This window comes from Kribbella sp. NPDC050281, from assembly GCF_040655855.1.
GTDB lineage: Bacteria > Actinomycetota > Actinomycetes > Propionibacteriales > Kribbellaceae > Kribbella.
The window spans coordinates 104,660-118,280 of sequence record NZ_JBFAKS010000003.1 but is presented as its reverse complement, the minus strand read 5'-3'; the positions used below and the strand labels follow the sequence as shown (position 1 = coordinate 118,280).

Annotated in this window: 18 protein-coding genes; 11 read left to right on the top strand and 7 right to left on the bottom strand. The window is 68.3% G+C overall.

Annotated features, from left to right (window positions below; genetic code table 11):
• Positions 1-7 precede the first annotated feature (7 nt).
• Together AB0I34_RS04840 and AB0I34_RS04835 are read right to left on the bottom strand one after the other, a co-directional pair.
• Positions 8-538, bottom strand: a complete 531-nt coding sequence (locus tag AB0I34_RS04840; RefSeq protein WP_360439479.1) for a YbaK/EbsC family protein — start codon at positions 536-538, stop codon at positions 8-10.
• Positions 535-846 carry a GNAT family N-acetyltransferase gene (locus tag AB0I34_RS04835; RefSeq protein ID WP_360439476.1) on the bottom strand — a complete coding sequence of 104 codons (312 nt, stop codon included), beginning with the start codon at positions 844-846 and terminating at the stop codon, positions 535-537. The genes AB0I34_RS04840 and AB0I34_RS04835 overlap by 4 nt, the downstream gene beginning before the upstream one ends.
• Before the next feature lie 137 nt (positions 847-983).
• Between AB0I34_RS04835 and AB0I34_RS04830 the strand changes: the two genes are divergently transcribed.
• The 8 genes from AB0I34_RS04830 to AB0I34_RS04795 are packed head-to-tail and all read left to right on the top strand — an operon-like array spanning position 984 to position 8,981.
• A complete protein-coding gene (locus AB0I34_RS04830; protein ID WP_360439473.1) occupies positions 984-2,567 on the top strand; it encodes an MFS transporter in 1,584 nt (527 codons plus the stop codon).
• A gap of 9 nt (positions 2,568-2,576) precedes the next feature.
• Entirely contained in the window at positions 2,577-4,037 is a 1,461-nt protein-coding gene (locus tag AB0I34_RS04825) for a cobyric acid synthase (RefSeq protein WP_360439470.1), read from the top strand.
• A 22-nt stretch (positions 4,038-4,059) separates the two neighbouring features.
• Positions 4,060-4,623 (top strand): DinB family protein, encoded by a 564-nt coding sequence (locus AB0I34_RS04820; RefSeq protein ID WP_360439467.1) that lies wholly within the window; start codon positions 4,060-4,062, stop codon positions 4,621-4,623.
• A 4-nt stretch (positions 4,624-4,627) separates the two neighbouring features.
• On the top strand, positions 4,628-5,536 hold the full coding sequence (sigJ, locus tag AB0I34_RS04815) for an RNA polymerase sigma factor SigJ (protein WP_360439464.1): 909 nt from the start codon (positions 4,628-4,630) through the stop codon (positions 5,534-5,536).
• A 15-nt stretch (positions 5,537-5,551) separates the two neighbouring features.
• Entirely contained in the window at positions 5,552-6,283 is a 732-nt protein-coding gene (locus AB0I34_RS04810) for an NAD(P)H-binding protein (RefSeq protein ID WP_360439461.1), read from the top strand.
• Complete coding sequence (locus AB0I34_RS04805) at positions 6,280-6,669, top strand: hypothetical protein (RefSeq protein ID WP_360439459.1); 390 nt, start codon at positions 6,280-6,282, stop codon at positions 6,667-6,669. Before AB0I34_RS04810 ends, AB0I34_RS04805 begins: the two co-directional genes overlap by 4 nt.
• A 34-nt stretch (positions 6,670-6,703) precedes the next feature.
• Positions 6,704-7,825, top strand: coding sequence for a CaiB/BaiF CoA-transferase family protein (locus tag AB0I34_RS04800; RefSeq protein WP_360439456.1), 1,122 nt, complete (start codon positions 6,704-6,706; stop codon positions 7,823-7,825).
• Between the two features lie 13 nt (positions 7,826-7,838).
• Positions 7,839-8,981 carry an acyl-CoA dehydrogenase family protein gene (locus AB0I34_RS04795; RefSeq protein ID WP_360439453.1) on the top strand — a complete coding sequence of 381 codons (1,143 nt, stop codon included), beginning with the start codon at positions 7,839-7,841 and terminating at the stop codon, positions 8,979-8,981.
• Between the two features lie 8 nt (positions 8,982-8,989).
• Here the strand turns inward: AB0I34_RS04795 and AB0I34_RS04790 are convergent, their stop codons facing one another.
• From AB0I34_RS04790 to AB0I34_RS04775, 4 genes are all read right to left on the bottom strand, one after another.
• On the bottom strand, positions 8,990-9,226 hold the full coding sequence (locus AB0I34_RS04790; protein WP_360439450.1) for a hypothetical protein: 237 nt from the start codon (positions 9,224-9,226) through the stop codon (positions 8,990-8,992).
• 77 nt (positions 9,227-9,303) lie between these two features.
• The gene (locus tag AB0I34_RS04785) at positions 9,304-9,573 is read right to left on the bottom strand and encodes a DUF6510 family protein (RefSeq protein ID WP_360439447.1); all 270 of its coding nucleotides are present in this window, start codon (positions 9,571-9,573) and stop codon (positions 9,304-9,306) included.
• Positions 9,570-10,322, bottom strand: a complete 753-nt coding sequence (locus tag AB0I34_RS04780; RefSeq protein WP_360439444.1) for a ferredoxin reductase — start codon at positions 10,320-10,322, stop codon at positions 9,570-9,572. Before AB0I34_RS04780 ends, AB0I34_RS04785 begins: the two co-directional genes overlap by 4 nt.
• Positions 10,292-10,885, bottom strand: a complete 594-nt coding sequence (locus tag AB0I34_RS04775) for a sulfite oxidase-like oxidoreductase (protein WP_360439441.1) — start codon at positions 10,883-10,885, stop codon at positions 10,292-10,294. The genes AB0I34_RS04780 and AB0I34_RS04775 overlap by 31 nt, the downstream gene beginning before the upstream one ends.
• 115 nt (positions 10,886-11,000) lie before the next feature.
• On the opposite strand from AB0I34_RS04775, the gene AB0I34_RS04770 reads away from it, so the two are divergent.
• From AB0I34_RS04770 to AB0I34_RS04760, 3 genes are read left to right on the top strand one after another with little or no spacing between them, the layout of a single operon-like run.
• Positions 11,001-11,141: a hypothetical protein gene (locus AB0I34_RS04770; protein ID WP_360439438.1), complete on the top strand. Its 141-nt coding sequence runs from the start codon at positions 11,001-11,003 to the stop codon at positions 11,139-11,141.
• A gap of 44 nt (positions 11,142-11,185) precedes the next feature.
• Positions 11,186-12,031: a GAF and ANTAR domain-containing protein gene (locus tag AB0I34_RS04765; RefSeq protein WP_360439435.1), complete on the top strand. Its 846-nt coding sequence runs from the start codon at positions 11,186-11,188 to the stop codon at positions 12,029-12,031.
• Positions 12,032-12,057: 26 nt separating this feature from the next.
• Positions 12,058-12,765: a GAF and ANTAR domain-containing protein gene (locus AB0I34_RS04760; protein ID WP_360439432.1), complete on the top strand. Its 708-nt coding sequence runs from the start codon at positions 12,058-12,060 to the stop codon at positions 12,763-12,765.
• A gap of 42 nt (positions 12,766-12,807) precedes the next feature.
• Here AB0I34_RS04760 and AB0I34_RS04755 read toward each other — a convergent pair whose 3' ends face one another.
• Positions 12,808-13,554 (bottom strand): MerR family transcriptional regulator, encoded by a 747-nt coding sequence (locus AB0I34_RS04755; RefSeq protein WP_360439429.1) that lies wholly within the window; start codon positions 13,552-13,554, stop codon positions 12,808-12,810.
• Between the last annotated feature and the right edge of the window lie 67 nt (positions 13,555-13,621).

Genomic DNA, 13,621 nt, shown 5'->3' with positions numbered 1-13,621 from the left:
GGTACAGCTAGCTCTGTGCCAGCGCCAACACTGTTGCTGCCGGCAACTTGGCCAGGTCGGCTCCGTCCAGCAGGATCTTGGACCCGCGGACCCCGCTGCCGATCACGACCAGCCCGGCCCGGGTGACCTCTTCGTCGACCAGCACCGGCCACTCGGCCGGCAGTCCGATCGGGGTGATCCCGCCGTACTCCATGCCGGTCGCGCTGACCGCGTCGTCCTGGGCGGCGAAGGAGATCTTCCGTACGCCGAGATGCTTGCGGATCACGCCGTTCACATCGGCTCGATCGGTGGCCAGCACCATCACCGCGGCGTACGTCGACTCCCCGGCGCGCTTGCCGTGCACGATCACGCAGTTCGCCGACGCGTCCATCGGTACGTCGTACTCCGCGCAGAAGGCGGCAGTGTCGGCCAGGCCCGGGTCGATCGGGGCAGCGTAGGCAGCGACGTCGCCGAGCGCGTCGCGCACCGGCGCCGCCAGGAGTTCGGGCACCTCCGCGGCCGGTCGCCACTCGACCTTGCCCAGTACTGGTGCGGTCACTGCGTTGCCTCCTCGCCAGGCCGGCGGACCAGATCGGCGTACTCGGTGTGCTGCTCGAGGTAGTCCTTGTAGAACGGACAGGCCGGCTTGACCCGCATGCCGAGGGCGCGGGCGTCGTCGAGGGACTTCGACGCGATCCGGCCGGCCACGCCGCGGCCGCGGAACTCGGGCAGCGTCTCGGCGTGCAGGAAGCTGATCACGCCCGGGTGCAGCTTGTAGTCGACGAATGCCATCAGTTTGCCGTCGGTGTCGAGTGCCTCGTACCGGCTGCGCTCTTTGGCGTCGACGACGCTGATCTCGTTCTCCATGTCCGCCACTGTAACCAGCGCACTCGGCGGGGGTGCCGCGTGACCGTGGGTTTGGACTTCGTGACTCCTGGGGTACGGGCTCGGGAGATGTGTCCGGCCGGACACACCGTGACACCACGGGCTCGGGAGGAGCAGGGATGAGCAGCGAGCACGCACTGGAAGAAGGCAGAGCGATACCCAGTCTCGTGCCGGCCCGGATGGACCGGCTGCCGTGGACGAGGTTCCACTGGATGATCGTCGTCGGACTCGGTGTCTCGTGGATCCTGGACGGCCTCGAGATCCAGTTGGTCTCGCTGGTCGGGAACGTGCTGAAGGAGCCGGAGACGCTCCACCTGACCACGTCCGAGGTCGGCCTGATGGCCTCGATCTATCTGGCCGGTGAGGTGGTCGGGGCGCTCGTCTTCGGCCGGCTCACCGACAAGTGGGGCCGGCGCAGCCTGTTCATCATCACGCTGATGGTCTACCTGGTCGCCTCCGGTCTGGCCGGCCTGTCCTGGGACATCTACTCGCTGCTGTTCTTCCGGTTCATCGCCGGTATGGGCATCGGCGGTGAGTACGCCGCGATCAACTCCGCGATCGACGAGCTGATCCCGTCGAAGTTCCGCGGGCGCGTCGACATCGGCATCAACGGCACCTACTGGGCCGGCGCGCTGATCGGATCCGCGGTCGGTCTGGTGTTCCTGAACGAGGACATCATCCCGATCGAGTGGGGCTGGCGGCTGTGCTTCCTGATCGGTCCGGTGATGGGTCTGATGATCATCTACCTGCGCCGGCACATCCCGGAGAGCCCACGGTGGCTGATGACGCACGGCCGGGTCGAGGAGGCCGAGCGGACCGTCGACGAGATCGAGGACACGGTCCGGCGGCAGGGCGGCGAGCTGCGCGAGGTGTCCGACGACGAGGCGATCAACGTGATCGACTACCCGCCGGTGACGTACCGCGAGATCGCCCGCGTGATGCTGCGCGACTACCGCAGCCGATCCTTCCTCGGCTTCTCGATGATGGTCACCCAGGCGTTCCTCTACAACGCGATCTTCTTCACCTACGCGCTGGTGCTGAAGGCGTACTTCGGCCTGAACGACTCCAGCATCGCGCTCTACTTCTTCCCGTTCGCGATCGGCAACCTGGCCGGTCCGCTGCTGCTCGGCCACTTCTTCGACACCATCGGCCGGCGCAAGATGATCCTCGGCACGTACTCCGTGTCGGCCGTGGTGCTGTTCATCACCGCGCTGCTGTTCAACGCCGGCGCGCTGAGTGCGGTCACGCTGACCCTGCTGTGGTGCGTGGTGTTCTTCTTCGCCTCGGCCGGCGCGTCGTCGGCGTACCTGACGGTGAGTGAGATCTTCCCGATCGAGCTGCGCGGTCAGGCGATCTCGTTCTTCTTCGCGATCTCGCAGCTGACCGGTGGTGTGATCGCGCCGTTCCTGTTCGCCTCGCTGATCGGTGAGGGCGACAACCCGGCGCGCGGTCCGCTGACCGTCGGGTACATCGTCGGCGCGGCCGTGATGCTGATCGGTGGTCTGATCGCGTGGTTCTTCGGGGTCGACGCGGAAGGCAAGTCGTTGGAGAACATCGCGAAGCCGCTGTCGGCCCGCGAGGGTGGCGCGGGGACCCGGTTCCAGGGCCCGCGGCCACGGCTGCCCAGCACCGACGCCCAGGGCCGCCGGATCACTCCGGTCAAACCCGAGGCCGAGCAGGGCAGACCGTCCGACGAAACCTAAGATCACTCCGTGGGCTCACTCCTGGTTGCTGGTACTACGTCCGATGCTGGCAAGACGACCGTGGTGACCGGGTTGTGCCGTTGGCTGGCGCGGCAGGGTGTCCGGGTGGCGCCGTACAAGGCACAGAACATGTCGAACAACTCGATGGTCTGCGCGGACGGCACCGAGATCGGGCGGGCCCAGTGGATCCAGGCCGTCGCGGCCGGCGCGGAGCCTGAGGCGGCGATGAACCCGGTGCTGCTCAAGCCGGGCAGTGACCAGCGCAGTCACGTCGTACTGATGGGGCAGCCGTGGGGCGAGTTGTCGTCCCGCGGCTTCCTCACCGAGCGGGCCGAGCTGGCCAAGGCCGCGTTCGCGGCGTACGACGATCTGTCCTCGCGGTACGACGTGGTGATCAGTGAGGGCGCAGGCAGTCCGACGGAGATCAATCTGCGCCGGTCGGACTACGTGAACATGGGGCTGGCGCAGCACAGCAAGGCTCCCGTGGTTGTTGTCGGCGACATCGATCGCGGGGGAGTGTTCGCCTCGATGTTCGGCACGGTGGCGCTGCTGGACGCGGCCGACCAGGCGCTGGTCAGCGGATTCCTGGTGAACAAGTTCCGCGGCGACGCGACGTTGCTCCAGCCGGGCATCGACATGCTCACGTCCGTGACCGGCCGCCCGACGTACGGCGTCCTGCCGTGGCTGCCCGAACTGTGGCTGGACTCCGAGGACGCGCTGGACATCCCGGTACGTCGTACCTCCTCGGCCGATCTGCTCACGGTGGCGGTGATCCGGTTCCCGCGGATCAGCAACTTCACCGACCTCGACGCGTTGGCGGTCGAGCCGACGAACAGCGTGTTCTTCACCACCAGCCCGGCCGAGGTACGGGATGCGGACCTCGTCGTGTTGCCGGGGTCCCGGGCAACGGTGTCGGACCTGGCCTGGCTGCGGTCGCTCGGTCTCGCCGATGCGGTCAGCGCACGCGTTGCGGCCGGACGGCCTGTGCTCGGGATCTGTGGCGGCTACCAGGCGTTGGGCGGCGAGATCACCGATCCGCACGGCGTCGAGGGTGGCGGCGTGCACGCCGGCCTGGGCTTGTTGCCGGTAGCAACGGAGTTCTCGCGGGCGAAGGTGCTGGCTCGCCCGGCACCGACGGCGTACGAGATCCATCATGGCGTGGTGACCGTGACGGGCGAGGCGTCATCGTTCCCGGGTGGCTGCCGGGTGGGGAACACCTGGGGGACGATCTGGCACGGGCTGCTCGACGACGACGCCGCCCGGCACACGTTCCTGACCGAGGTGGCTCGGCTGACCGGCAAGCCGGCACCGGACGGCACGGTCTCGTTCGCCGGTCTCCGTGAGGCGCGGCTCGATCGGCTCGCGGACGCCATCGACGAGTACGTCGACACCGACGCCCTGCTGAGGCTCATCGCTGACGGTCCCGGCTCGGTGCCGTTCATTCCACCGGGCGCGCCGGAAACTGTCTGACGCCTGCACTAGCGTCCCGTCGATGAAGGCCGAACTGCAGAAGTACCTCCAAGGCACCCGTGCGGTGATGCTGGCTAAGCTCGACGGCCTGAGTGACTACGATCGCCGCCGCCCGCTGGTCCCATCCGGGACGAACTTGCTCGGACTGGTCAAGCACCTGATCGGGATCGAGTACGTCTACCTCGGCACGAGCGTCGGGCGACCACCGGTGAAGCCGCTGCCGTGGGAGGAGGACGGCACTGTCTGGGACGGTGGCGACATGTGGGCGCTGCCATCCGAGAGCACGGAGTACCTCACCGGTCTCTACCACGACGCGTGCACCCACAGCGACCAGTCCATCGACGAGCTCGATCTGGACACACCGGCCGAGGTCCCGCACTGGCCCGAGGGCGGTCGCAGTACGACGTTCGGCGCGTTGCTGATCCGGGTCGTCGACGAGACGGCTCACCACGCCGGTCATGCGGACATCGTGCGTGAACTGATCGATGGCCAGGGCGGGTCCGACGCGGACCACATGGACGAGGCCGGCTGGTCGGAGTACTACGCGAAGATCCAGCGAGCGGCGGAGGCCTTCCTGACAGACTGACCGGGTGGATGAGTTCGAACGCCTGCGCGGACGGATGTTCGGGATCGCCTACCGGATGACGGGTACGGCGACCGATGCCGAGGAGATCCTGCAGGACGCCTGGCTGCGCTGGCGGGCCACCGATCAGGATTCCGTGCGCGACCCGGACACCTACCTCGCGCGGGTGGTCACCAACCTGTCGATCAAGCAGCTGACCTCCGCGCGAGCACGCCGGGAGACGTACGTGGGGGAGTGGCTGCCGGAGCCGGTGCTGAGTGGGCGGGCGGAGTTCGACGAGCTCGGCCCGCTGGACGTCGTGGCCGAGCGGGAGTCGGTGTCGTTCGCGCTGCTGCTGGTGCTCGAGCGGCTGACGCCGGCGGAGCGGGCGGCGTATGTCCTGAAGGAGGCGTTCGGTTACAGCCATCGCGAGGTGGCCGAGCTGATCGGCACCACCGAGGTCAACGCCCGGCAGCTCGCGTCCCGCGCGGCGAAGCGGATCGCCGCCGAGCCACGGCGGGACCAGCCTGTCGACCGGGCCGGCTGGCGCGAGCTGGTGGAGCGGTTCCTTGCCGCGGCCCGGCTGGGTGAGATCGAGGAACTGGAGAAGCTGCTCGCCGGCGACGTCGTGTCGCGGGCGGATGGCGGCGGCAAGGTGATCGCGGCCCGGAACGCGCTTGTCGGCAAGGAGCGGGTCGCGCGCTACCTGGTCGGTGTGATCGAGCGCTTCGGCGGCGGCATCGAGGCGGGCTTCGCCGAGGCGAACGGCCGTCCCGCACTGGTTGCCTTGGGCCCCAACGGCGTGCACGCGGTGTGCTTCATCGAGTTCGGTGCCGAGGGCATCACCGACCTGCGCCTGGTGATGAACCCGGACAAACTCACCTTCGCGGCCCGCCAGTTGTCACGAATCGACGGCCTACCGGATCTGAGCTGGTGACAGAAAGGACACCAGATGAGTTCCATCTTGGTCACTGGCGGCACCGGGACACTCGGCCGGCCCACGGTCGGGCGGCTTCGTGCGGCCGGACACCAGGTCCGGATTTTCAGCCGGAAGCCCGGGCCTGATCGCTTCGTCGGAGACCTGACGACCTGCGCAGGTCTCGCTGCCGCGGTTCAGGGCATCGACGTGATCGTGAGCCTGGCCACCAGCCTCGGCCGCCGGGACGAGCGGCAGGCACGCAACCTGCTTGATGCCGCCCGAGCCGCCGGTACGGCGCACGTCGTACAGATGTCGATCGTCGCCGTCGACCGGATCCCGATGCCGTACTACCGGACCAAGCTCGCCGTCGAGCGGCTCGTCGAGGAGTCCGGCGTACCGTTCACGATCTTGCGGGCGACCCAGTTCCACGACCTGATCGACCAGATCTTCCGTGCGCAGCGGTTCCTCCCCGTGCTGTTCGCACCCGCTGTCACCCTCCAGCCGATCGCCGTCGAGGACGTTGCCGGTCGGCTGGTCGAGCTGGTCGCGGCAGCACCCGCCAACGGGCGCGTCGCCGACATCGGCGGTCCTGAACGCCGCCGGGTCCCCGACCTGGCCCGGCTGTGGAAGCGAGCCAGGAGTTCTCACCGGCCGACCGTTCCACTGCGGATCCCGGGAAAGATCTTTCGCGCCTACGCCACCGCGGGGCCGCTGGTCGACGGGACGCCGTACGGTCGGGTCACGTTCGCGGAGTACCTCGCATGAGGGGCTATGTGCGGTCGGTGCTGGTGGTGTTCGGCGCGTACCAACTCGTCCTCGGTCTGTGGTTGCTGTTCTTCCCGTTCTCGTTCTACGACGACGTGCCGACGGTGGACTGGACGCCGCCGTACAGCGAGCACCTGTTCCGCGACTTCGGCGGCGCGACGCTCGGTCTGGCGGTGATCTTCATCGCGGCCGCGGTGCGCTTCGACCGCGTGCTCAGCGTGGTCGCGCTGGTGGCGTATCTCGTCGGCGCGGTGCCACACCTGGTCTTCCACCTCGGTCACCTCGAGGGCGAGTCGCCAGGGTGGTCGATCGCGCTCGGCGTGGTGCTGGCCCTGAGCGTGCTGGTCCCGGCCGCGGCGCTGGCGATGGTTCGCAAAGTGACTTGACGACTGTGACAGTAGAACTGTCACAATAGCGCTCATGGGTCCACTGCAGGGCGTCAAGGTGGTCGAGCTGGCCGGGATCGGACCGGCGCCGTTCGCGTGCATGATGCTGGCCGAGCTGGGCGCCGATGTCCTCCGCATCGACCGGCCTGGCGGTGGACTGGCGTTCGGCCCGCCGGAGTACGAGCTGGTGAACCGCGGTCGCCGCAGCGTGGCCCTGGACCTGAAGAACCCGACCGCGATCGACGTCGTACGACGCTTGGCCGCGCAGGCCGACGTACTGGTCGAGGGCTTCCGGCCGGGCGTCGCCGAGCGCCTCGGCGTCGGTCCGGAGGACTGCCACGCGATCAATCCCAGGCTGGTCTACGGGCGGATGACCGGCTGGGGCCAGGACGGTCCGCTCGCGCAGACCGCCGGGCACGACATCGACTACCTCGCGGTGTCGGGCGCCCTGCATCTGATCGGTCGGGCGGGTGGACCGCCGCAGGTGCCGGCCAACCTGCTCGGTGACTTCGCCGGCGGCTCGCTCTACCTGGTGGTCGGCGTACTCGCCGCGTTGCACGAAGCTCAGCGCACCGGCCGGGGCCAGGTGGTCGACGCTGCGATCGTCGACGGCTCCGCGCATCTGACCACGATGCTGCTCGGTGCGCTGGCCGCCGGGAACTGGCGGCAGGACCGCGGGACGAACCTGCTCGACACCGGCGCCCCGTTCTACGACGTGTACGAGACGGCGGACGGCAAGCACGTCGCCGTCGGCGCGATCGAGCCGCAGTTCTACGACGAACTGATCGCGACGCTCGGGATCAGCGCTCCTGATCGCAACGACCCGGCCAACTGGCCTGAGCTGCGCAAGGTGCTGACCGAGACCTTCCTGCAACGCACCCAGGACGAGTGGACGGAGGTCTTCGACGGCACCGACGCCTGCGTGGCGCCGGTGTTGCCACTCGCCGCCGACCACCCGCATCTTGTTGCCCGAGGCACCTTCATGGACCACGACGGAATCCGCCAGGCCGCCCCGGCACCACGCTTCTCCGGTACGCCGACCAGCCTCGGCCGACCGCCCGCGCGGCCCGGACAGCACACCCGCGACGCACTCGCCGAGTGGGGCATCACCGACATCGACGAGCTGCTGGAGACCGGCGCCGCCGTTCAGGACTGAGAGGAACCGCCCGATGGAACGTCAGCTCTTCGACGCCGATCATGATGCCTTCCGGGAGACCGTGCGAGCGTTCTGCGACAAGGAGATCGTGCCGCAGCACGACGGCTGGGAGGAGGCCGGCATCGTCCCGCGCGAGCTGTGGACCGCGGCCGGCCAGGCGGGCCTGCTCGGCTTCATGATGCCGGAGGAGTACGGCGGTGGAGGTGTGCGCGACTACCGGTTCAACACCGTGCTGATCGAGGAACTGACCCGGGCTCGTGCGAGTGGCGTCGGCTTCACCATTCACACCGACATCAATTCGGCGTACCTGCTGGACTATGCCACCGAGGAGCAGAAGGCGCGGTGGCTGCCGAAGTTCTGTTCCGGCGAGACGATCACCGCGATCGCGATGACCGAGCCGGGCGCCGGCAGCGACCTGCAGGGTATTCAGACCACGGCGCGCCGCGACGGCGATCACTACGTGCTGAACGGCCAGAAGACGTTCATCTCGAACGGCATCCTCGCCGACCTCGTCATCGTGGTGGCCAAGACCGACCCGGCAGCAGGGGCGCAGGGTGTCTCGCTGCTGGTGGTCGAGCGCGGCATGCCCGGGTTCGAGCGCGGCCGCAATCTGGACAAGATCGGGCTGAAGGCGCAGGACACCGCGGAGCTGTTCTTCGACCAGGTCCGGGTCCCGGCGGAGAACCTGCTCGGCGAGGAGGGCAAGGGCTTCGTCTACCTGATGGAGAAGCTGCCGCAGGAACGGCTGACCATCGCGGTCGTAGCGGCGGCCGCCTGCGAGAATCTGCTCGACGACACGCTGCGCTACGTGAAGGAGCGCACGGCGTTCGGCCGGCCGATCGGCTCGTTCCAGAACAGCCGCTTCGTGCTCGCCGAGATCGCCACGGAGACGCAGATCGCCCGTGTGTTCGTGGATCGCTGCGTCCAGGAGCTGAACGCCGGCACGCTGACCGTGGCCGAGGCCGCGATGGCCAAGTGGTGGACCACCGAGCTGCAGAAGAAGGTCGTCGACCGCTGTCTGCAACTGCACGGCGGCTACGGCTTCATGACCGAGTACCCGATCGCCAAGGCCTACCTGGACACGCGGATCCAGACGATCTACGGCGGCACCACCGAGATCATGAAGGAGATCGTGGGCCGCAGCCTCGGCGTGTAGCGCGGGGTCTACGGCTCGGGCTGCTCCAGCTCGAATCGCTGGGACAGCTCGTAGCGCAACCTGCTCCGGTAGATCGCCAGCCTCAGGTCGATGACTCTGGCTGTGCCTGCCGTGTGCGGCCGCTGGGCATGGAGGTCGTCGACCACCGTCAGCGCGGCCGCCAGGTCCTCATGTTGCCAGACATCCAAAGGTTCGGAACGCGCGAGGCGATCGAGATAGTCGGCCCCGTGATCTGCATTGGCCACCGGTCCTCCCAGGCAGGGTAGAGGGCCGGGGTCTCGGGCCGCTTGTGACGAATCTCGTCTTCAGACTACGCCTGAGGCTATGGATTGGGCAGCCTGAGGTATGTCAGGCCGCGGAGATCCACATAGACATCGGACGGGGTGGTCACGACGCGCAGTAGCACGCCGTCGCAGCCGGTACAGCGAGCGACCAGGCCGGGCGCGTTCACATAGACATGCGACTCCGCGAACACGCCGGTCTGTCCGCACCCGTTGCACTGGGTGATCGCGGCGGTCACATCCATCGCGAAAACTTCGCTCAGCGCTCCGGCGGCGGCATTGCCGTCCAAATAACTGGCATCTGTGGTCATCGCGGGCCTCCAGTCGGTCCGAAACGCTCGGTTCTGACGCGGGCCGGGTCGTGACCGGCGGCGACCAGCAGGTCCGCCGCCGCCTCCACGAACGGCGTCGGCCCACACACGTACGTCGTCGGCCCGTCCGCCGGCGTGAACGCGAGTTGCTCGATCAGGTCGGCGTCGATACGCCCCACTCGCGGTTCTCCGGCCGGCGCCTCCCGCGTGTAGACGAGTCGTACGTCGACGTCGTCCGACGCGGCCAATTCCTTCAGGTCGTCAACGTAGATCACCGAAGCCGGCCGTCGTACCGAGTAGAGCAGGCGCACCGGCGTCGTACTGTCCGCGGCCGCGTGGGCACGCAGCATCGCGCGTAGCGGCACGATCCCCGATCCGCCGCCGATGAGCTGGACCGGCCCTTCCTGCTCCGGCTTCCAGACGAACCACCCGCCGACCGGACCGCGGAGCTCCAGCGGATCGCCCACCTTCAGCACGTCGACCAGGTACGGCGAGACTTCGCCCTCGGGCACCTGCTCAACGGTGAGCTCGATCGTGTCACCGGTCCACGCCGAGGCGACCGAGTACGACCGGGAGGCGCGATACCCGTCGGGCGCGGTCAGCCGGACGTCCAAGTGCTGTCCGGCGAGGTGCCCCGGCCAGTCCGGTACGTCGAGCACGAGTGTGCGGGCGGTAGCCGTCTCCCGCCGTATGTCGGTGACGGTGGCGACCTGCCAGGTCAGTCGCCTGCGTAGCGCTGTTCTTTCCATGGGTCTCCGTACTCGTGGTAACCGGCGGTCTCCCAGAAGCCGAGGTCCTGGGTGTCGGACAGCACCAGGCCGCGGACCCACTTCGCGCTCTTCCAGAAGTACAGGTGCGGCACCAGCAGACGGGCCGGGCCGCCGTGCTCGGGGTGGATCGGCTCGCCGTCGTACTCGTAGGCGATCCAGGCCTGACCGTCGAGCAGGTCGTCCATCGGCACGTTGGTCGTGTACCCGCCGTAGCTGTGCACGAGTGCGTAGTCGGCGCTGGTCTCCACATCCGCGAGCAGTGTGTCGAGCGAGACGCCCTTCCAGCTCGTCTCCAGCTTCGACCACCGGGTGACGCAGTGGATGTCCTTGGTGATCTCGTCGGCCGGCAGTGCCAGCAACCCGGCCCAGTCCCACTTGGTCGCCTCACCCGTCTCAGTGGTGACGGTGAACTCCCAGTGCTCCGTGCGGATCTGCGGGGTCGGGCCGGCGGACAACACCGGGAAGTCCCGCGTCAGGTACTGCCCGGGCGGAAGCTCCGATCCACTCCGGCGGCCCGTGAATCCCGGCGACACAATCCCCATCGCGACCTCCCCTGGTTCTCTGAAGGCAGTCAACCACGCTGCGGCCTAGACTGTCAGGCAAGGTGCTGCCCCGGACCCCGGCAGCTTTGCGCGGGCTGAGTGGGATGGAGCATCGATGAGCGAATGGATCGGTCTGCGCTCTGTTGTCGCCGACAAGGCGGCTACACCGAAACGAGCGAAAGAGCCAGAGCCGGAACGGGTCCCGGAGTCGGAGCCGAGCGTGTCGCCGACGGACGGCGAGCCGAACGACGAGTAAGGCCGCTAGGGTGAAGGATCCGTCCGGCGGCGGCATGAGTCTGGATGGAGCGGGTGGAACAGAACCGCGGTGCCAGAGTGTGGGGGGCGATCGACGCTGCCGCCAGAATCGACGGCGCATCGCCTTCCTTGCGCTATGCCGCGCTGGCCTGCGTCGAGGCCTTGTCGGCCCTGGGCGCCGGGCTGTCCATGTCGCCCGATGCCGGACCGTACGAACCTCTCCTGGCCACCATGCCCGACGTCGGTGAGTTGGAGGAGTTGCAGTTCACCCTCGGCCAAGGCCCCAGTGCTGACGCGATCGCGAGCGGCGCGCCGGTACTGGCGGCTGATCTGTCCGGGTTCGATGCGGTCAATCGGTGGCCGGCTTTCGCTCCGGCCGCGGCCCGGCACGGCGTGCGTGCCATCTTCGCGTTCCCGATCGGTGCGGGCGCGGCCAGGATCGGCGCCCTGAGTGTCTACCGGCGGCAGCCCGGACCCCTCGGCGGCGATGAGATTCTGGACGCCTTGGTGTACGCCGACGCGGTTTTCGTCCTTGCGCTCGACGGTCGCCATGGACTGAGCGCAGACTTGGATCAGGTGATCGATGCGGCGTTCACCGCGCGCCGTGCGGAGGTGCATCAGGCTGCCGGATTCGTGGCCGCCCAGCAGCGCATCAGCGTCACCGATGCGCTGGCTCTTCTGCGTGCCCACGCGTTCAGCAGCGGCAGGCCGTTGCACCTGGTCGCCACCGACGTCATGGCCCGCCGCCTGTACCTGAACGGCGACCAGCACGGCGTCTCCGCCGACGGGAGCGGCGATCCGCCGGACACGGACCCGGACCCGCCGGGCGCCCGCAATCCGGACAAGCAGGAATCGGAGCAAGCTGAGAATGAAGAGGAGGATGAGAGATGAGCGTGTCTGACCGCAGGGCGAGAGAAGTGTTCATCGAGCTGGCCGACACCCTCGTCGACGATTTCGACATCATCGACTTCCTGGATCGGCTCGCCACAAGGTGCAGCGAGCTGCTGGGGGTGTCTGCGTGCGGCATTCTGCTCGTCGACCACCACGGCGCACTGAACCTGGTCGCGGCCTCCACCGAGCAGGCGCGGTTGGTAGAGCTGACCCAGTTGCAGAACTCCGAGGGACCGTGCTTGGAGGCGTTCACCACGGGGCGACCCGTGCAGTGCGGCGACATGCGCGAGGTTGCTGACAGATGGCCGCGTTTCAGCGCTGCCGCTCTGGCTAACGGCTACCTGGCTGTGCACGCGTTGCCCATGCGGCTGCGCGGTACCGTCCTCGGAGCGGTCAACCTGTTCAGCGCTACCGCCGGACCGCTCGACGACGACACGGTGGCGCTGGGGCAGGCAATGGCCGATGCCGCCAGCATCGGCATCATCCACCAGCGCGCGCTGGCCCGCCAGGAGATCGTCACCGAGCAACTCCAGTCGGCGCTCAACAGCCGCATTCTGATCGAGCAGGCCAAGGGGTTCCTCACCCACAGCCTTTCGGTCGGCGTCGACGAGGCGTTCGCCATCATGCGGACCTATGCGCGGGCCCACAATCGCCGCCTCACCGACGTCGCCAACGATGTCGTCGAGGGCCGTCTGAACATGGTCGTGCCGGCGCAGGAAGCACCGCCGGCCTAGGACGGCCACCGCACCGGCCGGTGAGACGAGCTCCGCCGGCCGTCAGCGGCGCTTGCTCTGGGTCCGGCGGATCGTGTCGCGCTGGGTCTCGCCGACGGCTCGCTCGTACGCCAGCACCAGGCCCTGGATGGTCACCGGCTTGAACCGCTCGACCAGCTGCTGGATGTGCTCCGGCGGGCCGCCAGAATCCCGGTAGTGCGGCCACACCTTGGTCCGGAACACCTCGGTGAGCTCCTCCGCGATCGCGCGGCCGTGCTCGGTGAAGATCCGGCCGGCGGCGAGTACGGCGTCGACCGGCAGGTCCAGATCGAGGAGCTCGACGCCGAGACTGAGGTGCGCGGTGGCGACCTGGAACACGTCCTCGTCCGGCGTCGGCTCGACCACGCCGAGCGCGACCAGCATCTCGATGTCGTCGTCGGTGAGCTCCCGACCGGTACGTCGTACCAACGCGGTGCGGTCCAGGGTCTCCGGGAGGTCGCGCATCCACGGGGTCAGAAGGGTCCGGTGCAGGGCGATGTCCTGCGGTGTTGCGTTGGGCGGGATGCGATCCAGGTAGCCCTCGATCGCGGACAGGGTGAAGCCGTGGGCCTGCAGCTCGCGGACCAGATCGAGCCTGGCGATGTGTTCCGGGCCGTAGTAGCCGACCCGGCCGCGCCGGATGGGGGGCGGGATCAGGCCGCGGCCGGCGTAGAAGCGGAGCGTCCGCACCGTCATCCCGACCCGGGTTGAGAGTTCGTCCACCGTCAGTGTCGCCTCGTCCACGGTTCCCCCCGCGCTGGTTTCCGGCATGGCGGAGATCATAACGAGGCCCCCTTGACCATCGTGACACCAGAACTGTCACAATCGAGGGGAGTCT